The sequence below is a fragment of the Thermanaeromonas toyohensis ToBE genome (genome assembly GCF_900176005.1).
Classification (GTDB): domain Bacteria; phylum Bacillota; class DSM-521; order Neomoorellales; family Neomoorellaceae; genus Thermanaeromonas; species Thermanaeromonas toyohensis.
This window is the reverse complement of sequence record NZ_LT838272.1, coordinates 1733729-1753260: the sequence shown is the minus strand read 5'-3', so window position 1 is coordinate 1753260 and position 19532 is coordinate 1733729. Positions and strand designations below refer to the sequence as shown.

Genomic DNA, 19532 nt, shown 5'->3' with positions numbered 1-19532 from the left:
TCCTCTTAGCCTCCTTCTAAGTAACTCGCGGTATCTATAACATCCCCCGGCTTAAGAACTACGCTATATTCCTTCGGGGATAAGACACGCCCATTTAAAATGGTAGTTACTGTAGGCGTTAATAAACCCTTACGTTGCAACAAGTCTTTTAAAGTAACCCCATTCTCAACCTGTAGTTTCTCTCCATTTATAGTAACCTCAAGCAAATTTTACCCCCTCCCGCTTCTTCAGTTGTTTACCAAATTTTTACCCTTTGGATTTGAAGATGGTCATACCTCTTACCATAAGGGTTTCGACTTCATTGTAGCATAAGATAAGCTAAAATTTAACGGGAAGGGTAAAAAAGCAAGAAAATCTAGAGAGTAGGACGGCCCAGATGGCCGAACCAGGGGCCTGCCTGGTCAATTATATCGCCTTTGCCAACATCATCCCTGAGGTACCAAAAGAGGAGGGAACCATTGACCTCATGCGACGCCAACCTGGGCCTCTGTCCCTTGGTCGGGGGTAGGTCAGGTTAGGTTAGGAAAGGAATAGTGCTTAGCGTGTTTCTAGCATATTCCTTAAGAAGGTTTATCTCCTTTTCGCTCACAGTTACTGCGCCTAGCTCAGCATGGTCTTCATCTTGTACACCGTGGAAATCTGAGCCCCCTGTAATAAGTAACCCTAAGTCTTTGGCCAAGTTAAAGTAATGTTCCGTGGTTTCCGCATTATGCAAGGGATAATAAACTTCTAGCCCCTGGAGGCCCCTACCCACCAGCTCCTTAATTATTCCATCATAACCAATAAGACCAGGGTGGGCTAGGACCGCCACACCTCCCCAAATCCGGATAAGCCCTATAGCCTCTCCTGGTGATAGCTTATAACGAGGCACATACGCTGGACGACCCCGTTCTAGAAGCTCGGCAAAAGCTATTTCTATAGAAGGAACTAAGCCCTTATCCACCAGAGCCTGGGCCACATGGAGGCGCCCTACTGCCTTCCCTCCTACAAAGCGCGTTACTTCCTCCCAAGTAAGGTCATAGCCTAGTCGCTGTAACCGGGCCACCATTTCTTGGCCCCGGCGGTATCTAGCTTCCTGCAATTTTATTAAAAACTCTTGGAGTTCCTCCCTTTGAAAGTCAATATAATAACCTAGTAGGTGAACATCGCGGTTTTCCCACTCGGTACTCAGCTCTATACCAGGGATGACCTCTACCTGGTAATCCCGACCAGCGTCCAAGGCCTCCTCCAGTCCATCTATAGTATCATGGTCCGTAATAGCGAGGGCAGCTAGCCCCTTTTCTTTAGCTAGCCGGACTAGTTCCCGGGGCTTAAGCTGCCCATCTGAAGCTGTGGTGTGGGTATGGAGATCTCCTTGACCTTTCACTTGTTAAATACCAACACCCGCCCTTCTTCCCTGAAGGCGATAAGCTTTTTCTGGGCACCCCCGCCCTTGATGCTTTCTAACATATGATCTATTATCTCCTCTTGAACCATTAGTTCTTCTTCGCCGAAGTTATCGTTGGCTTCCGCAAGTAAAGTATCCTCAAATTCCTGGCGTATTAAACTCATTATTAACCCGATCTCACCTTGAGAAAGAGTCTCTACATCCCGCTGTACTTCTAAAACCGTTAACCTATCAAAAAAATTGTACTTTAAGCTTATAACTCGGGGGGTATGCCCTTCAAGGGAGTTATAAATAGAAAGGGATTGGGTAAAGCGCCGGGAAAACTCCTTAAGATCCTTTTCCTTCAAGGAGGCAGCCAGCATAAAGGAGAACTTAAGGACCTGGGCGCTAGGATCATAATTGATGGTCCCTACCTCGGGGTAGCGGACCAAGATAGAAATCAAAAGCCCGATGCTGTCCGAAATTTCACCCTCATATTGGTATCTCAGGCCCATTCTCACTCCACCTACCTTTAAGCTTACAGCCTCCCACAAGGTAAGTTCGGCATGAATAAGGAAAAATCCTGCTTTAAGGGATAAGTTCCTACACCCTCTTCCTCCTTCTTACTTGGCATAATCTACAGCCCGCGTCTCACGAATAACCACAACCTTGATCTGGCCTGGGTATTCGAGCTCCTGCTCGATCTTTTTAACAATATCCCTAGCTAGTCGTACGGCCATTAGATCGTCTATCTTATCTGGCTTCACCATTATCCGGATCTCGCGGCCAGCCTGGATAGCATAAGCTTTTTCTACCCCGCTAAAGGAATCTGCGATTTCCTCTAGTTTCTGTAACCTCTTAATATAAGCTTCCAAGGTCTCTTTTCTCGCTCCTGGCCGAGCAGCAGAAATGGCATCTGCGGCTTGGACCAGGCCCGCTTCAATACTCCGCGGTTCAATATCGCCATGGTGGGCAGCAATAGCATGGATTACCTCAGGGGACTCCCGATATTTTCTAGCCAGTTCGACCCCTAAGCTCACATGGGGTCCTTCCACTTCAAAATCCACAGCCTTGCCAATATCATGAAGCAGGCCTGCCCGCTTGGCCACTTGTACATCGGCTCCTAGTTCGGCAGCCATGGCCCCGGCTAGCAAAGCCACCTCTATGGAATGTTTAAGCACATTCTGCCCATAACTGGTACGATATTTAAGCCGCCCCAAAAGTTTTATCAGCTCCGGATGAAGGCCATGGATGCCGAGTTCAAAGGCTGCCCTTTCCCCTTCTTCCCGGATTCTCTGTTCGATTTCCTTTTGAGCCTTCTCTACCATCTCTTCTATACGGGCTGGATGAATACGACCATCGGCTATAAGCTTCTCCAGTGCAATACGGGCTACCTCTCGTCGGATAGGATCAAAAGCAGATAAGATAACAGCCTCTGGGGTATCATCGATAATTAGATCTACCCCTGTTAGGGTCTCTAAAGTCCGGATGTTACGGCCTTCTCGCCCTATAATCCGGCCCTTCATTTCGTCGCTAGGTAGGTTAACTACCGAAACGGTGGTCTCAGTTACCACCTCTGGGGCACAGCGCTGGATAGCCAAGGTAATAATCTCTTTAGCTCGCTTATCCGCCTCCTCCTTAGCTTCGGTTTCTATCTGCTTAATAAGCATAGCTGCTTCATGACGGATTTCTTCTTCTACATTTTTAAGGAGTAAAGCCTTAGCTTCTTCGGTGGATAAGCCCGACAATCGTTCAAGCTCAGCCACCTGCTTATGCTTAAGCTCCTCCAGATTCTGTTTTATCCGCTGAATTTCCTCTTCTTGCCGGTGAAGACTAGCTTCCTTTCTTTCTAGACTTTCCGCCTTACGTTCCAGCATCTCTTCTTTTTGCAAAAGGCGGCGTTCAAGACGCTGAAGCTCATTTCTCCTTTCCCTGTTTTCTCGCTCTAGCTCATGGCGCAAGCGATGAGCCTCTTCTTTAGCTTCCAGCAAGGCCTCCCGTTTTTTGGCTTCGGCTTCTTTCTTAGCTTCTTCAATAATAGCCGCTGCCGTCTTTTGGGCAGAGGCTATTTTAACTTCCACCAAATATTTGCGAAGGGCATAGCCTAAAGCTGCGCTAACTATTAAGGCTAAAATCAGCTTTATAATTCCACCCAAATCCTTCTCACCCCCTTAACATAAAATAAAGCCGAGCAGAAACCCGGCTTCCGGCAAGGTATCCTACCAATTTTTTCCTTGAAGGATGCCTAAATGCACCCTCCTTGCTTACTGCCCCCTGCTAAAAAAGCAGGAAACCCCCTTGGTCCCTTACTTTAATACCAAACCAAAAACTTCCTGCCAGTGCATCTATTTCAAGGACTTGGTAGTCAGCCTAACACCCAGTTTCCCTCGATGGTATTGTAGTATGTGGTTTAGACACTGTCAAGGATACAAAACCTGTAAGAAAGCTTACTCTTCCAAGGTAACATCAGTAGCTATAAGTTTAAGGGAGCCTGCCCCGCTTACCACCTTCTGTTTAATTCTCTCAGTCAAGGTGGAAGCCAGCTCCGGGTGCTGGCGCAGATATTCCTTGGCTGCCTCTCTGCCTTGTCCCAGACGTTCGTCTCCAAAAGAGTACCACGTACCGCTCTTCTTGATTAAACCCAGTTCCACCCCTAAGTCTACAAGACACCCTTCATTATCAATACCACGGCCATAAATTATGTCAAATTCTGCCTGGCGAAAAGGTGGGGCTACCTTGTTTTTCACTACCTTCACCCGAGTACGGCTGCCGAGGATCTCTGCACCTTGCTTTATGTTGTCTACCTTGCGCACGTCTAGCCGGACAGAAGCGTAAAATTTTAAAGCCCTACCGCCTGGAGTGGTTTCAGGGTTAACGTAGGCCGGAACCCCTACTTTTTCGCGCAACTGGTTTATAAAGATAGCCACAGTACGGGACTTGGAAACCACTCCTGCTAATTTCCGTAAAGCTTGGGACATTAGCCGAGCCTGGAGGCCTACAAAGGCATCTCCTATTTGGCCTTCTAATTCCGCCCTGGGTACTAAGGCGGCCACGGAATCAATTACTACCACATCCACAGCCCCGCTTTTCACCAGTATCTCGGCTATTTCCAGGGCCTGCTCTCCAGTATCGGGCTGTGAAACTAGCAGGTTATCTATATCTACCCCTACCTTACGGGCATAAAAAGGATCTAGAGCGTGTTCTGCATCAATAAAAGCTGCGGTACCACCCTGTTTTTGGGCTTCAGCAATTATATGTAAAGCTACAGTAGTCTTACCTGAAGACTCCGGTCCAAAGATCTCCACTATCCTACCCCGCGGCACCCCACCGACTCCTAAAGCTATATCTAAGGTCAGGGCACCAGTAGGTATAACTTCTACATTAAGCCGCGCCCCGGCTTCGCCTAATTTCATTATGGAACCTTTACCGAAATGCCTCTCGATGAGGCTTACGGTATGTTCTAACATCTTCTGCTTATCCGTTAATGACACGTAGGAGTTACCTCCTATAGGTTGCTAGTTCCATTTTAGAAAATAGTATAGGTTTACGTCAAGGGAAAAGTCTCCATGACCTGGTAACGGGGGCCTCGGGGAGTAAGATGGCTTTGCATTAATACTACTTTATCTACCTTCTCCTCCCCCCATACTTTGTGCTGCCACCTAAGGAGGTTCTCTTTTAACGCCGGCCAATTAGCTGTAGATTTCATCCGCCCCAAGGTAATATGGGGGCTAAAACTTTCCGGAGGAAAACCCAAGGTTACCAACTCTTGTTCTAGGGAACGGTGTAACTCCCGCAGCCCAGGGTGAGGGGTAAGGCCGACCCAGATCACCCGCGGCCGGGCCCAGTTAGGAAAAACCCCCGCCCCTTTAACCTCTAACTCCAATTTCCCTATACCTTGGACTCCCCGGCTAAGGGCAGCAATAACCTCCCTAGCTGTTTCCGGAGGGACTTCGCCTAGGAATTTTAGGGTTAAGTGCAGATTTTCTTTCTCTACCCATTTTACATCTACTCGGCACTGGCGAAGTTCATCTTGGGCAGCTGAAAGCTTCTCGACCAGCTCCGGAGAAAAGGTTAGGGCGATAAACAGCCGCATATTTCCTCTCTCCCGCTTGAGGGAGGAAGGAGCGCAAAGTATCCCCGCTCATGGTTTCCTCCCGCGTAAGTTTTTGAGCAATCTGTTCTAGTAAGGCCCGATAGGGGGTTAAAACTTCCTTCGTTCGTTTTTCTAGGCCTGTAATAATACCTTTAATAGCCCGGTGCAACTGGGCAGGTGTTAAACTTTCTTCGTCTACCACCCCCCACTCAGACAGCCCCGAGGTTACCATAAGTTTGGCTAGTCGTACAGCTTCTTTAAAATCGTTTACCGAACCTGTGCTCTTGCTTCCCAAAAGCAAAACTTCTGCTACAGAACCGGCCAGGCAAATACAGATCTGGGCTTCCAAGTGCTCCCGGGTATAAAGATATATATCGTCCTGGGGTTTTTGGCGGGTATAACCCAGGGCCTGACCTCGAGACATGATAGTAATTTGGGTGACAGACTTTGGGTTTAGCAGCTCGCTCATCAACGCGTGTCCTGCTTCATGTACCGAAAGGCGGAATAGCTCTTCTCGCCTGGGTTTCCTAGGCAATTTTTCTCCCAGCATCACTTTGTCCACCGCCTCCCGCAGATGAACCTGACGTATAACAGGTGAGCGGGAGCGCAGGGCTAAAATAGCCGCTTCATTAGCCACACTTTCTAGATGGGCTCCTGAAAAACCGAAGGTTTCCCGGGCTATAGCTTCTAAATCCACATCTGGGCCTAAGGGTTTATTGGCTGTGTGAAGTTTAAGAATCTGCAAGCGTCCCTCTCGATCTGGAAGTTCCACCCGTACATGCCGATCAAAACGTCCAGGCCGTAGCAAGGCAGGATCTAAAAGATCGGGCCTATTTGTTGCCCCGATCACCAAAATATAAGGTGGAGCGCTGCTTTCCAGGCCGTCCATTTCTACTAAAAGCTGGTTTAAGGTTTGATCATACTCTAGGTGGGAGGAGTGGGTACCCCGTTTTCCCCCTAGTATTTCTAGCTCATCGATAAAGATTATGGCTTTGCTCTTACCTACCCGGCGAGCTAGAGTCCTAGCTTGGTTAAAAAGCTCCCTTATCCTCTGGGCTCCCACACCAGCGTATACTTCTATAAATTCACTACCGCTAGCGGCTAAGAATACAGCATCTGTGTAAGAGGCAGCGGCTTTAGCGAGGAGTGTCTTACCCGTACCAGGAGGCCCGCTCAATAAAATGCCTTTGAGGGGCCTAATACCCATGGCTTTAACTTCTTCGCTCCGCTTTAGGAATTCCAAAGCTTCTTTAAGCTCCTGAATGGCTAAAGTTTGTCCACCAATATTCTCAAAAGTTATGCTCTCCTGGGAATAGTAGGCCCGGTAACGGCGGGCCATAAAAAGCCCCCTTTTATCTAGTAGCCAATATAATCCCCAAAACATAGCGCCTAGTAAAAGGAGAGGCATCACGTCATAGCCCTGTAAAATTAAAAAAAGCAGCAGGCCTATTACGCTCCCTACTATTAGCTCTTTCAAGGCTTTACACACCGCGCTCCCTCACTTCCCTTTCCTCGGGAACCCGAAGGGGTGCAAGGGGTATAATCTCATACAAAAAATAGGAATCCTTATATAAGGCTACATAAATTCTCTTCCCATCTACTGCTAACCTAGCTTCCGCCCCACGTATCCGGGCCTTCTCTTCTACTTCTCGAGCCATGTCCGTAAAAGTCCCTCGGACAGCAGCTTCATATACCACGAACTGGGCCTCTTCCCACACCTTAACTAGGCTAGCCGAGCGCCGATCCCGTATCACCAATTGTGGGGGGTTTTGACGATAAAAATCACGCAAGGCTTCCTCTACTTGGAGATAAGTTTGCTTTAGATCAGGTGTGGGACCTAGCTCTACCTCTATCCTGTCTTTCTCTCTTTTTAGGGTCACACCCTCTACTTGGGGGATGCTTTGTAATCTCTTCTCTAAAGATTTCTCCCATAAGAACCTTTGATATAAAAGATGGCCTCCCCCTAAAAGGGTTAGGCTAAGAAAGCAAGCCAAAATCACATAATGAAGGCGCCAACCTTGCCCGAACAAGGGAAAACCTCCTTGTTAGGGATAGCACCTTCCATTATACCAGAAGTCTAAATTAGAAGCCTTAGTAATTACTTGGTTTTAGTGGGTTATAGATACTAAAGCCTTTGCGCCTAATCCTTTATAGAAGCAAAAACCCTCAGAAAAGCACCTGTCCCCAAAGATCATAAATATTTTTAACTGCTAAAAGCTTAGCCTTTACTAGTTCTCCAGGCCTCACTCCTAAGGACTTCTCTACTTTAAGGTAAATAACACCATCCACTTCGGGGGCCTGGCGGAAACTACGGCCCACCAGCACTTCCCCCTCTTCCAGGGAGGCTCTACCCTCTATCAAAACTTCTGTCTCACGGCCCACCCAGGCCAAGTTTTTTTCTTCTGTAATATGCTGCTGGTGCGAAAGGAGACGCTCATACCGCGCTTTTTTAATTTCTTCCGGTACTTGCCCTGGAAGACGACTAGCCGGGGTCCCTTCTTCTGGGGAAAAAATAAAAGCCCCTACCCAGTCAAAACGGATTTCTTCTAAAAAGTTGAGTAACTCACGAAAATGGGTTTCCCTTTCTCCTGGAAACCCCACAATGAAGGTAGAACGCAGGGCTATTTCTGGTAAGGTAGCTTTCAGCCTACTTAAGGCCTTGCGCGCCGCCTCCAATGTCCCAGGCCGCCCCATGGCCTGCAATATCTCTGGATGGGCATGCTGGAGGGGTAAGTCCAGGTAACGGCAGATTTTATCTTCCTCGGCCATGACCTCTATAAGTTCAGGGGTTATACGGGTAGGATAAGCATACAGGAGGCGCAACCATTTGACCCCCGGTAGGTGGGCAAGTTCCCGCAGTAGAACGGGAAGAGCTAAGGAACCGTATAGGTCCAGGCCATAGGCGGTAGTATCCTGGGCAACGAGTACCAGTTCCTGGGCTCCCCGGGAGATGAGAAAGCGGGCTTCAGTCAAAAGGTCTTCCAAGGGCCGGCTCCGGTAGGGTCCCTTAATCTGCGGGATAGTGCAGTAGCTACACTTATTATTGCAACCCTCAGCTATCTTAAGATAGGCCGTAGGCCCTATGCGTAAGCGAGTACGGGGAAGCCCCCTATAGTTTTCTTCTCCAGCAAGGGGAACATCCAATACCCGTTTACCCCGGAGCACCTCTCCAATGATATGGGCTAGACGGGGAATGGCTCCTGGACCTATAAAGGCGCTAACCTCTGGAAGCTCACTGAACAATTCACGGGCATGCTGCTGGGCTAGACACCCGGCAACAATTATATAGGGATATAGGCCCTTCCTGGCCTGGGCCACCTCCAGGATGACCTCCAGAGCCTCTTCTTTAGCAGGAGTAATAAAACTACAAGTGTTTACTATCACTACTTCAGCCTTATCCAGGCTGTCTACTAGCTCGTGGTCGCTCTCTTCCAGCACCCCCATCATGTACTCACTATCTACTTGATTTTTAGCACAACCCAAGGTGAGCAAAGCTACTTTAGCCATTCTTAGCCATCCTCCGCAACCGTTATCCATCTTAACTAGAAATATTCTATTAGCGGGTACTACTTACTCTTCCGGTATTATCTACTTTTTCGCTTGTTGCCCCTGAAGTAGTAAAGGTACGGGTAACCACTTCTCCTACCTTACCTAGAGGAGGTAAGATCTCATTATTCACTGTAACTTCTGCTACCCCAGCATTCCCTAAGGTGAGGGTGATCTCGCGTTCTCCGCGGAAAGTACGGCTCTCCCCACCTTTTAAAATTCCCGCAAAGACCTCCCTACCGTCCACCTTAACGCTTATCCAGCATTGCTTTTCTTTAATGTATATTTTAACTTCTACGCCGCTCACTTTAGGTAGGGAGGGAGGTGGCGGAGCAGGGCTGGGCGGCGGGGATACGACCTGAGACGGTTTTTCTTCTACCGGAGGAAAAGAAGTACTGCTTCCCAAAGTCAGGCGGTAACGGTTGTACCCTTGATTTACCGCCCATAACAACACTAATACCAGGAGGATACCTAACCACCGGGTAAGGAAACCTTTTTTAGGCCTTTTTTCCTGGATAGTGGAAGAGGGAGTCGGTTTAATCTCTTCTTCAGGAGGCCACTGGGCTTTGAGCTCGTCCACCAATTCTTGCCAATTAAGGCCCAAATACCGGGCATAATTACGCAAAAAACCTATAGCATATACCCGCCCTGGAAGTTGGGTAAACTCTTCCCGTTCTAGAGCATCTAGGTATTTAAGGCGGATCTTCGTGGCTTCTTCAGCCTGCCTTAAGGTTATACCTTTTTCTTCACGAGCTTTACGGAGCGCCTCGCCTATTCTTCCCATAAAGTACACCCCTAAAATGCATCCTTAAACATCTTCCCGCAACCACCTTCTACATTGTACCTTAAGAATCCTTCCTTGAAAATCGGCCTATCTGTTTTGTCAAGATTCCCCAGCTTCCCCAAAAAGGCGCCGGTATTCCTCCCAATTAATTAATATAGCTCTAGGCTTGGTTCCTTCTGGGCCGCCTACAAACCCCCGGGCTTCCATCATATCCATCAGCCGGGCGGCTCGAGCGTATCCTACACGTAAACGCCTTTGTAACATAGAGATAGAAGCTTGGCCGGTCTCCAAGACCACCCGTACTGCAGCCGGCAATAACTCGTCCTCTTCTTCATCGGTAAGGACAGTTTCCTCTTCCTTTAAAAAGTTGAGATTATATTCTGGTCGACCTTGCTGTTTAATGTAGGTAACCAAATCTTCTACCTCGCGATCCGAAACATAAGCTCCTTGGACCCGGATGGGCTTGGTAGCTCCTGTAGGTAAAAAGAGCATATCCCCACGACCTAAAAGCTTCTCTGCTCCTGCCATATCTAAAATAGTGCGGGAGTCAATCTGAGAGGAGACGGCAAAGGCGATCCGGGCAGAGATATTAGCCTTGATAAGCCCAGTAATCACGTCCACAGAAGGACGCTGGGTAGCCACCACCAAATGAATACCAGCCGCCCGGGCCATCTGAGCCAACCTACAGATAGCATCTTCTACATCGGCCGGTGCCACCATCATAAGATCAGCCAATTCGTCTATGACTACTACCACAAGGGGTAGAAATTCCCTACCAACATTTTCCCTCTGTACCCAACGGTTATACCGGTTTATATCCTTCACTCCAGCAGCAGCGAAGAGCTCGTAGCGTTTTTCCATTTCATTTACCATCCAATGTAAAGCGGCTGCCGCTTTTTTAGGGTGGCTTACCACCGGAGCTAAAAGATGGGGGATACCGTTATATTGGGTAAGTTCCACCATTTTAGGATCTATCATGAGGAACTTTAATTCGTGAGGCTTGGCTTTAAAGAGCATACTACAAATCAAAGCGTTAAGGCACACGCTCTTTCCTGAACCTGTAGCTCCCGCAATTAGGAGGTGGGGCATCTTGGCCAGATCCGCAATTACAGGATTCCCGGCAATATCTTTGCCTAAGGCTAGGGTCAGCTTGCTAGTAGCCTCAGTAAAGGCGGGGGTCTCCAGGACTTCCCTTAAGTGAACTATTGCAACTTCTTTATTAGGTACTTCTATACCTATGGCAGCCTTGCCTGGTATAGGTGCTTCTATTCTCACCTGAGGGGCTGCTAGACTTAAGGCAATATCATCAGCCAGACTAACTATCCGGCTAACTTTAATACCAGGAGCCGGCTGAACTTCATACCGGGTAACTGCTGGTCCACAGCTAACCTGGGTTACCTTAACTTTAACTCCAAAGCTTTCCAAGGTATCTTCTAGGATTTTAATTCGCTCACCTATATCTTTCTCCAGTCGCGGATTCTTAATTTTAGCTGGCTTATGTAATAACGACAAGGGCGGTAAAACATAATTATCCAACCCTTCTTCTTCCAGAGGCTCTTGTACTGGCGGAAGGGCCACCCGGGAACGGCGCCGACGCCTGCTTTCTTCTTCTACAGGTGGTAGAGGGGTTTCTGGATAAACTTTAGCTTGGACTGGCTCTTCCTTAATTACTGCAGTGAATGGCGCCGGAGTAGGGGTTTCCACAATAACCGGTACTGCTTCATGCCCTGAAGTATTGGCTGGTGGTATTTTTTTCTCTTCTTCCTCTTCGGCTACTTCTACTTCTGTATAAAGAAAATTTACCAGTCCTTGTTTAATTGCGCCTCCTAGACGGCTAAATTTTAAAACTAAGGAAGTTAAAATATCTTGGAGGGAGATACCAGTAAAAAGAAGGAAAGCTATAACCCCTGTAGCCCCCAATACGATCCAAGTTCCCACCCGGCCAAAGATAGCCATAAAGATAACAGACATTAAGCCCCCTACCACCCCGCCCCCCTGGCCAGTCAAGCCTAAGGCTAGGAGCTCCTTAGCTTTATGTCCAGGCACCAGAGGCTGGTGCAGGCCGGTCAAAAGTACTAACAAAAATAGTATAGAACCCCACAAGCGCGGCTTTAGCCCTCTCCCTGGTGCGCCAACAATAAGCCTTAACCCCCATAGGGTCAAAAACAAAGGCACCATAAACTTTCCCTGGCCGGTTAACCCTTCTAAAACCTTTACCATAAGATTACCCAATGCCCCTATAGTTGCGCTGGGGTTCATCCATCCTGTGGCAGTAGCATAAATCCCTGCAGAAAAAAGAAGGGCCAGGGCCAGTAAAGCGACCCCTAGAATTTCATTTTTAACCTTGTTGGTGACTGGCCTGGTAGGTGGCATTTTCCATCACCCCAGCAGCTACTATTTCTACATTGTAAAGAAAATTCCTTGTCCCTCCCTACATCAAAAAGGCAGCCCGTATAAGCAAGCTGCCTAAGAGGAGCCTTAAGTGTGTTAGAACAACTTTATAGATTTTAGGTTGCTCTAGGAGTAAATTCTAAAATCTTACCCGGCTGGTAAGGGCTATATAGGTAATCAGCCGGGTCGGTACTTATAAGCCGTACTACCCGGGCTTGAGCAAAGGTTAAGGGTTCCACCACTAAAGTTATGTGCCCGACCTTAACCTCTTGAAATACGGGGTGGTATTCCTCAGCCCCTTCCCAAACCAGTTCCGGGACCATAGGGCTATATAGAATCATGCGTTAGAAACCTCCTACCACTAATAATGTAGATATGTGCCTAAAATCTCCCTGTTTTTCCCTAATAAAGCAGCACTACGAGGGATTTACTTATACCCGGTTATGCAGCTACTGATGAACCGTTTCTTTTATGGTGTAACAGCAAACTACCATAAAATGTAGACCCCACTCTAATGTAAACCGCCTGGCCCTGGAGCACCTTCAGCAATAAGCTTACGCAGGTAGTTTACTGCCTGGGAGATTCCCCCCACTTCATCGATCAATCCTACTTCTACAGCATCTCGCCCTACCAGCACTGTTCCTATATCCCGGGCCAATTCGCCAGTCCGGAACATGAGCTCCCGGAATTTGGCCTCCGAAATCCGGGAATGCTCGGTAACAAACCGAACTACCCGGTCCTGCATTTTATCTAGGTATTCATAGGTCTGCGGCACACCTATCACCAGGCCTGTAAGGCGAATGGGATGTATGGTCATGGTAGCCGTTGCGGCAATAAAGGAATGGTTTGCTGCTACGGCGATGGGCACCCCTATCGCACCCAAGTAGCTACAAACTCTTCAAGGTTGGTATAATAAGGCTATAGAGACACTGCCACACGGAGTTCAACTGTTCCGTGGCCTTCTTCTCCAGTCGTCCGGGCAAACTGAGTAAGGTCCACTCTGTAGCTTATCTCCAGCCTGTCCTTCCAGAGTGTAACCTTATCAATTATCTGGGCGAGCATTCTTTTCTGGACTGGAACAGGGGCCTCAACAAAAATTTCGAACCACCGTGGAGCCATCCTGGCGAACTGCTGCAGCTTCTCTCGCTCGTAAGTACAGGCATTCAGTTCGGCCTTCGCCTCGGCTATTTGCTTTTCCAGCAGCGCTATCTCCTCCTGTGCTCTTTTTATTTCACCTGCCATGAGCTCCTCACTGTAAAGGCTTCTAGCAGGATCAGCAAAATATTGATTCAGTCGCTCCACCCAGTTCTTTAACCGCCGGTTGGCCTTTTCCAGCTCGGCCTCAAGTTGGCTTATCTGCTTCTGGAGCCTCATAACAGTAAATTGCTGGCGGCTGTCGATATATTTCTCCAGGTTGCCCAGGTCAAGGCTGGACAGAAACGTCCTGAGTTCACTCAAAAAGATGGAATCTATCTTCTTCTGGGAGTAACTTCCCTGTCCGGGGCAAAATTCCTTGCCTATCCTGGCGTGGGTTATGCAGCGGTAACAGGCACGCTCATAGACATAGGTCTTACCATTAGGCCTGCTTACCTTTGCCCTATTCTTCTTACTAGAAATAAAACCCCGCCCGCAATAGCCACACTTGAGGAAACCAGTAAGCAACGCCGGGCTATCCAGGGCCCTGGCATCAGGCTCCTGATTCTGGGCTGAGGCTTTCATCTTTTGCATCACTTTAAGCCAGGTTTCGAGGGGAATTATAACATACTCTTTAACTGGCTTGGGGTTACCATTCTCGTCCCTGGGGATGATTATCTCCGGGTTATTGAGGTCGTACCGGTCTCTAACTCGACACCGTGATGTAGGGGTATTGCCGGGCCTGGTACGGTTATAGGCGGGTAACCCGGCTATAATAGGGTTTTGCAGCACATCCCTTACCCGCTCATCCCGCCATAGTTTACCTTCTCTTGTCCTTATACCGCGGTTATTAAGTATCCGCGCTATTTTTTTGCTCCCTACCCCTTCTTCCAAATAGAGGCGGACCATTTCCTTCAGGACTTCAGCTTCCTTCGGGTCTATTTCCAGGGGCAGCCCGTTTTTACTGGAAGACAGCCGGAAGCCGTAAGGCGGCCTGCCGCCGCTCCACTTGCCCTGGCGGGCCAGGTCGAGCATCGCCTGGGAAACGCGGATTGAGGTGTTCTTGCTTTCCGTCTCCGCCTGCCACCCCTCGATAAAGCGGAGGAGCTTCTCCATCTGGTCGTCAACGTTGAGCTTCCGGCCGCCGGGCGCATCGGCCACGGCAATTACCTCTACTCCTGCCTGGTGCAGGCGCCACAGCACCATGGGGTACTCAAAGCTGTTGCGGCTGAGCCGGTCGGCTTTGAAAATGAGGAGCACGTCATACTTTCCGGCTTCAGCATCACGCAGGGCATCCTGTAGGATGTCCCGCTCCAGGGATGACAGCTTGTAGGCCGATACTCCTGGCTCTATATATTCGGCGACAAGCTCCCAGCCGCGCTCAGCCGCGTATTCCCGCAGCAGGTGCTGCTGGACGGGTATACTATCCTCTTCGGCTTTCACCTGTTTCTTGGTGCTCACCCGGTAGAGAGCTGCTGCGCGCATCGCTTGTTCCTCCAGTTTGTTCCCACAGCATCTGGGCGGCAAGGCGCCGGAAGGCCTCCAGCCTTTCCTCCGCGTCCGGGGCGTTCCGGGGAAACTTGTTTTCCACCGTAATTTCCCCGTAGTTGCGGACGTAAACCACGTGATCTTTCCCTTCCTTTTTAATATATCCCGAACCTGAGCAGTTCACAATGGCACCCCCTTCCATACACCTGAGAATAGGTTTCCGGTTGATTTCCGCTCTTATACAAAAAGCCGGGTATCGTACCCGGCCCGGGTCTCCGTATCAGGCGGTCGTGTTTTTCCCTTATGGACCGATATAGACAGGTGTTCTTCGCATAATCTAAGCGCATAAAGACGATTATGTCTTGAAAATCGGCTAAAAAAGAGCTAAACTGGCGGTGGACCCCAAATTATCCCAAGACCTCGATTCGCATTGAGCCCCAAGGTCTTCGGGTATCCCCACTCTTTCTAAGGGAAGGAGCCAGCACACCTGTGGATCAGCAAAGAAACTGTTCGCATAACGTTTTTGCCCCCTTTCTGGACTTCCTCGTCAGCCAGCACCTCTCGGAAAACACTATGGAGGCCTATTACTTCGACCTCCAGGACTTCGCGCAGTGGTACCTGCAGACCACCGGCGAATCCCCCCGGCCGGAGCTGGTGACCGAGTTGGATCTGGCAGAATACCGCCAGTACCTGATGCGGTGCATGAAGCCGAGTACGGTCAACCGCCGGCTGGCGGCGCTTAAAAAATGGCTCTCCTGGGCCCAGGATACTGGGCAAATTGGCCGCCTCCCGCGCCTACCCAAGCGCGTCAGGCAGGAAAAGCTCGCTCCAAGAGCCCTGAACCGGAAGGAACAAAACGCTCTCCTGCGTGCCGTTGAGCGCAGCGGTAACGCAAGAGACAAGGCGCTGGTATATGTGCTTTTGTTCTGCGGGCTGAGGGTAGGGGAACTGGTCAAACTCAGGGTCGAGGACCTGGAAATTAAAGAGCGAGTCGGAAGGCTCGCTGTGAAGGGTAAAGGCGACAAGTACCGTGAAGTTCCGGTACCGTCAAACGTGAGGCGTGCCTTGAGGGAATACCTTGGGGAAAGAAAAAGCGGCCCCCTCTTTCTAGGCCAGAGGGGACCGCTCACTGCTCGCGGTGTCCAACAGATACTAAAAAAGTACGCTTACTGGGCCAGAATAGGACACCTGACGCCCCATGTGCTGAGGCATACATGTGCCACTAACCTGCTTAACAAGGGGGTAGACCTTGTGAAGGTGGCCGCCCTGTTGGGGCACGAAAACCTGAACACCACCGCCCAGTATACCAGGCCGACCTTCGAAGAACTTGCCGGGGCAGTAGAAACGGATGACGATTAAGGGGTATTCGCCCAGCCAAAAATGTTTACGTTATCGCAACCAACTACCCCAAAGGTGTGCTCTTTGGGAAGCAACCTGAGCGTAAAAACCCATCCGGGGCGGCAGTATTCGGTAACACATTCCGGAAGCGCTACCTCTACTCTTGCATTTTTTACCCTAAACCTGAGAATCCCAGGAAGGATTTCGTACAGTTCGCCTCTCGCCCTATATACCGGTATTTCGTACCAGACATCGTACTGTATATTAATTGACGCCTGGGCAAGGAACGCGGGTACCAACTGGCGCCTTGCCGCGTTCCCCACGTCCCATAATAGGCTAGCGGCCCGGGAAGAAACAAAACCTTCCTGCGCCAGCCACCTCGCAAGTTTTCGTACGATAGTTCCTGCATATTCCACCAATTCGAGGTCGGAACCCACTTTCCTTAGAAAGTACTCGCCGAGAAACGGCACGGAACTGCGGACCAACAGTTGAGCTCCGAACGTTTCCGTAATTTCTGTCCCAGCCTTCCGGAGCCTCTTCCATAGAACTTTTTCGACGGGTAGCAAGTGGCAATATCCATGGTGGTCCAGGTAACGTTGCCATAACGAAACAAGCCGCCCGTACTTGGCGGCAGTACGCCGGCTCAATGTTTTCTCCCTCTCATCAAGAAAAGCGTCCAGCACCCGAGTAAGTGGTTTCCGCTCCGGCAGGGGAAACATCACAACGCGGCTATCAACCACTGCAAAGTCTCCTTCCCCTATGTTACACTTTAGTTTGACTTTTTCTCACGTATTCCCATTTGCATTCCGAACCACCTGTTCTACCGCTCTTGTAGACGCATCTAAAAGTATTCTTCCGGCTCGCCGCTCGCTGAGCCCTTCCAGCCGTGCTGCGCCTTTTAAGAATCGCCGCCGGGAATTCCCCCGAATTCATTCGGGGGATGAAAGGCGACTACTCCTGTATCACCCACGTCTGACTACTTCCCTTCTGGATAATCTCCAGAGCCTCCGGCCTGTAAAAACTAAAGTCCGTCTTGTACCCCTCGCGCTTCTTTACAAAATCAACCCTCACCGTGCAGTCGCTCATAATAGACGTGACGATGCCAACGCCCCCCTTCTGCGTCCGCACCAGGTCGTACCGCTCTATCACCCTCCTCCTATCAGGCCACGGGTGCGGGTACCTCCACTCCCTGATCCGCTGGTTCTTCACCAGCACCGGACCGCCCTCCGTCAAAAGCATGGCCCGGTTCACGGTGAATATCTCGTTAAGGTGCTTTCTCCCGGGCAGAAGGTCGTAGTTGAACTTCCCCTCCTCCTTCAGCTTCTTGTAGTACTTGTTCCTCACGTGCCTCCTGTAGCTGCGGTTCTTCCGGTTCCATTCGTGATTGTGGTCGTCTACCACCATCCTGGCCCAGTCTACATGCGGCTGACGGTCCGCCTGCCCCCGGTACGCCGCTACCCCCGGATTGGCATCAAATAGCTTCCTCCCGCCATGCCGGGCGTGGAGCTTAACCTTATACACGGTAGACCGGTCAATTAACCCCTTCTCAGGGTTGCACCCCAGAACCACAGCGTCGTTCCCGTGAGACTTCGGGAACCCGTACCTCTCCCGTAACTTCTGCGCCTCATACCCGTACTTCACTACAACAGGCACCCCGAGCTTCCTCAGCTCCCTCTCCAGGAGATGCCGCCCGTGCATGCACCGCCCCGCCGCACGAATGTTGGGATAGCTCTCCAGGTCAAATGCCAGGGCCAGTTCACCGGTGGACACCGACGTGTGGCACTCCTCGCACAGGGTCCCCAGTATGTCGTAGCGTTTGGTGCCCCCGTGCTTGCGCTGCACAAAGTGGTGTATCCTGGCCGTCTCTTCGGTCACTTCCCTCCCGCAGTATAAGCACCTGTAGCCGTCCCTCCTCAATATCGCCAACCGCCGCTTCTGGTTCCGGGTGTCCGCCTCAATGCCATAAGAAAGCCCGCGCTGGTAATCTTTGCCCCTGACACCCGGGTTGAGTTCTTTTACTATGTCCAGCTTCACCGGCTCCAGGACAATTTCGGTAATGGGGTACATCTTCATCAAGCGTTTTACGGCATTCACTTTGGCCTGGACGTCCGCTACAATGCTCTGTGGGTACTCCTGCCCCTTCCGGTACCTTATCTTGATCCTGCCTTCCCGGCCGCGCTTTTTGTTCCGCCGCCTCCGCCTCTGCGCCCGCAGCTCCTTCCGCCTCTTAAGGTTGTCGCTTATCTCCTCCCCGCGGGTCTCCATCTCAGCCTTGCACAGGGCCAGGTTGTGGGTCCTGTTCTCCTGTACCACGCCCAGGCCGCACGTCTTGCCGTCATCCAATACTGCCCTGGTAGGAGCAAACACGGGGTTTTCTACCTTGTAGGTTAGCTTGATGGTAAACGGATACGTGCATACTACCTTGGCCTTGCCCTTCTTGAGCATTATCCTCGCCCTCGCAGGGTGGCATGGTGATAAAGGACTGCCGTCTTTGTTCTGGACTAAGACCATCATGATATAACACCCCCATCATAGGGGATACTCCGCCTTGCGGCGGGTTGCCGGCGGTAAAACCGCCCGCCCCGTGCACCTCCCCCCGGGAACGGCCGGCCCCCCGTAAACCGGAAGGACCGGGCACAGCAGTGCCGCGAACCGGCTGGGACTAACACCATTCTTGTAGGCCTGCGTGCCTCCCGGAGTTCATCGGGAGCGTGTCAACACCGCCGGATTGCTGCCCCATAGGGACAGCACCGGCTCACACGGCTCTTCGCCGCATGCCCCCTACTTCAGTAGGGGGTAGTTGACACTACCAGTTTCGACGGCACGCCTAAAAAGCCGTAAAGCATCGGGCTGCAGGCCTTTTGCTATTTCTTCCGCATCTGGCAATATCCCCTCAGCCGGACGTCCCAGCAGCCATGATACCACCGTACCTACGTCGTTGCTGGCGGGCAGGCCAAACACCCGTATCCCTTGCTTCTTGCATATCTCGGCCAATACTTGTCGACGAGTTTGAACGGGAACAACACCCGGAGCTTTTTTACCATATCTGCTCCTTCGCCATAGAAAAGAAATGTTCTGTCGTGTAGCAGATGCTCAAAATACTCCCGGAGGCTTCTAAGGGCAATGTCTCTCTCGGGTGATTTTCTTGTCGGTAATCCTGCTAAGCCAGCTTTCTCCAGTGCTGTCTCCCAAGAGCCAAAAAGCCTCCGAATTGCTTCTATTGAGGCGCACCCGGCTTGACGCCCGAGCTTCCCCCGCACATCGCACACTATGGAGCGTGTTCCGCCCAGCATTTCCGATAGCCTTCTTAATGCAGCCAGGCTTTCTTCTTTCGTCCACGCCTTCTGCCCTGGGCTTTCCGCAGGTCTCAAGGGTGAGGACATGCGTGCTTC

At 50.5% G+C, this 19532-nt stretch carries 20 protein-coding genes and 1 pseudogene; 2 read left to right on the top strand and 19 right to left on the bottom strand.

The features are described from left to right. Positions 1-5: 5 nt before the first annotated feature. On the bottom strand, positions 6-206 hold the full coding sequence (thiS, locus tag B9A14_RS09045) for a sulfur carrier protein ThiS (protein WP_084665384.1): 201 nt from the start codon (positions 204-206) through the stop codon (positions 6-8). A gap of 170 nt (positions 207-376) precedes the next feature. Here thiS and B9A14_RS17985 point away from each other — a divergent pair, with 170 nt between their 5' ends. After that, entirely contained in the window at positions 377-508 is a 132-nt protein-coding gene (locus B9A14_RS17985; RefSeq protein WP_269456733.1) for a hypothetical protein, read from the top strand. A 6-nt stretch (positions 509-514) separates the two neighbouring features. Here the strand turns inward: B9A14_RS17985 and B9A14_RS09040 are convergent, their stop codons facing one another. The 14 genes and pseudogenes from B9A14_RS09040 to B9A14_RS08970 all read right to left on the bottom strand — a co-directional run bounded on the left by B9A14_RS09040 (position 515) and on the right by B9A14_RS08970 (position 14986). Further along, entirely contained in the window at positions 515-1366 is an 852-nt protein-coding gene (locus B9A14_RS09040; protein WP_084665383.1) for a PHP domain-containing protein, read from the bottom strand. Then, entirely contained in the window at positions 1363-1881 is a 519-nt protein-coding gene (locus tag B9A14_RS09035; RefSeq protein ID WP_084665382.1) for a hypothetical protein, read from the bottom strand. Before B9A14_RS09035 ends, B9A14_RS09040 begins: the two co-directional genes overlap by 4 nt. Before the next feature lie 108 nt (positions 1882-1989). Then, on the bottom strand, positions 1990-3522 hold the full coding sequence (gene rny / locus B9A14_RS09030; RefSeq protein WP_084665381.1) for a ribonuclease Y: 1533 nt from the start codon (positions 3520-3522) through the stop codon (positions 1990-1992). A 291-nt stretch (positions 3523-3813) separates the two neighbouring features. Continuing rightward, complete coding sequence (gene recA, locus B9A14_RS09025) at positions 3814-4833, bottom strand: recombinase RecA (RefSeq protein WP_084667095.1); 1020 nt, start codon at positions 4831-4833, stop codon at positions 3814-3816. 77 nt (positions 4834-4910) lie between these two features. After that, on the bottom strand, positions 4911-5459 hold the full coding sequence (thpR, locus tag B9A14_RS09020; protein WP_084665380.1) for an RNA 2',3'-cyclic phosphodiesterase: 549 nt from the start codon (positions 5457-5459) through the stop codon (positions 4911-4913). Then, positions 5392-6948 carry an AAA family ATPase gene (locus tag B9A14_RS09015; RefSeq protein WP_231967670.1) on the bottom strand — a complete coding sequence of 519 codons (1557 nt, stop codon included), beginning with the start codon at positions 6946-6948 and terminating at the stop codon, positions 5392-5394. The genes thpR and B9A14_RS09015 overlap by 68 nt, the downstream gene beginning before the upstream one ends. After that, complete coding sequence (locus B9A14_RS09010) at positions 6941-7489, bottom strand: hypothetical protein (protein ID WP_084665379.1); 549 nt, start codon at positions 7487-7489, stop codon at positions 6941-6943. The genes B9A14_RS09015 and B9A14_RS09010 overlap by 8 nt, the downstream gene beginning before the upstream one ends. A 136-nt stretch (positions 7490-7625) precedes the next feature. After that, complete coding sequence (rimO, locus tag B9A14_RS09005; protein WP_157109894.1) at positions 7626-8966, bottom strand: 30S ribosomal protein S12 methylthiotransferase RimO; 1341 nt, start codon at positions 8964-8966, stop codon at positions 7626-7628. A gap of 49 nt (positions 8967-9015) precedes the next feature. After that, on the bottom strand, positions 9016-9789 hold the full coding sequence (locus B9A14_RS09000) for a helix-turn-helix domain-containing protein (RefSeq protein WP_157109893.1): 774 nt from the start codon (positions 9787-9789) through the stop codon (positions 9016-9018). Positions 9790-9888: 99 nt separating this feature from the next. Next, positions 9889-12162 (bottom strand): DNA translocase FtsK, encoded by a 2274-nt coding sequence (locus B9A14_RS08995; RefSeq protein ID WP_084665376.1) that lies wholly within the window; start codon positions 12160-12162, stop codon positions 9889-9891. Positions 12163-12296: 134 nt separating this feature from the next. Beyond that, positions 12297-12521, bottom strand: a complete 225-nt coding sequence (locus B9A14_RS08990) for a YlzJ-like family protein (protein WP_084665375.1) — start codon at positions 12519-12521, stop codon at positions 12297-12299. A 170-nt stretch (positions 12522-12691) separates the two neighbouring features. Beyond that, positions 12692-13057 (bottom strand): annotated as a pseudogene (locus tag B9A14_RS17180) (ClpP family protease); the annotation flags it as partial. 41 nt (positions 13058-13098) lie between these two features. Next, positions 13099-14799 (bottom strand): recombinase family protein, encoded by a 1701-nt coding sequence (locus B9A14_RS17580; protein ID WP_157109892.1) that lies wholly within the window; start codon positions 14797-14799, stop codon positions 13099-13101. After that, positions 14738-14986: a hypothetical protein gene (locus B9A14_RS08970; protein ID WP_084665374.1), complete on the bottom strand. Its 249-nt coding sequence runs from the start codon at positions 14984-14986 to the stop codon at positions 14738-14740. The genes B9A14_RS17580 and B9A14_RS08970 overlap by 62 nt, the downstream gene beginning before the upstream one ends. Before the next feature lie 305 nt (positions 14987-15291). On the opposite strand from B9A14_RS08970, the gene B9A14_RS08965 reads away from it, so the two are divergent. Beyond that, on the top strand, positions 15292-16161 hold the full coding sequence (locus tag B9A14_RS08965; protein WP_197686498.1) for a tyrosine-type recombinase/integrase: 870 nt from the start codon (positions 15292-15294) through the stop codon (positions 16159-16161). Here the strand turns inward: B9A14_RS08965 and B9A14_RS08960 are convergent. The 4 genes from B9A14_RS08960 to B9A14_RS18285 all read right to left on the bottom strand — a co-directional run bounded on the left by B9A14_RS08960 (position 16158) and on the right by B9A14_RS18285 (position 19523). Continuing rightward, on the bottom strand, positions 16158-16880 hold the full coding sequence (locus B9A14_RS08960) for a hypothetical protein (RefSeq protein WP_084665373.1): 723 nt from the start codon (positions 16878-16880) through the stop codon (positions 16158-16160). The two genes, B9A14_RS08965 and B9A14_RS08960, sit on opposite strands and share 4 nt — an antisense overlap. A gap of 211 nt (positions 16881-17091) precedes the next feature. Beyond that, the gene (gene iscB, locus B9A14_RS08955; protein ID WP_084665372.1) at positions 17092-18654 is read right to left on the bottom strand and encodes an RNA-guided endonuclease IscB; all 1563 of its coding nucleotides are present in this window, start codon (positions 18652-18654) and stop codon (positions 17092-17094) included. A 267-nt stretch (positions 18655-18921) separates the two neighbouring features. Then, on the bottom strand, positions 18922-19134 hold the full coding sequence (locus B9A14_RS17170) for a hypothetical protein (RefSeq protein ID WP_157109891.1): 213 nt from the start codon (positions 19132-19134) through the stop codon (positions 18922-18924). Further along, positions 19071-19523: a homing endonuclease associated repeat-containing protein gene (locus tag B9A14_RS18285; RefSeq protein ID WP_422938474.1), complete on the bottom strand. Its 453-nt coding sequence runs from the start codon at positions 19521-19523 to the stop codon at positions 19071-19073. Before B9A14_RS18285 ends, B9A14_RS17170 begins: the two co-directional genes overlap by 64 nt. Between the last annotated feature and the right edge of the window lie 9 nt (positions 19524-19532).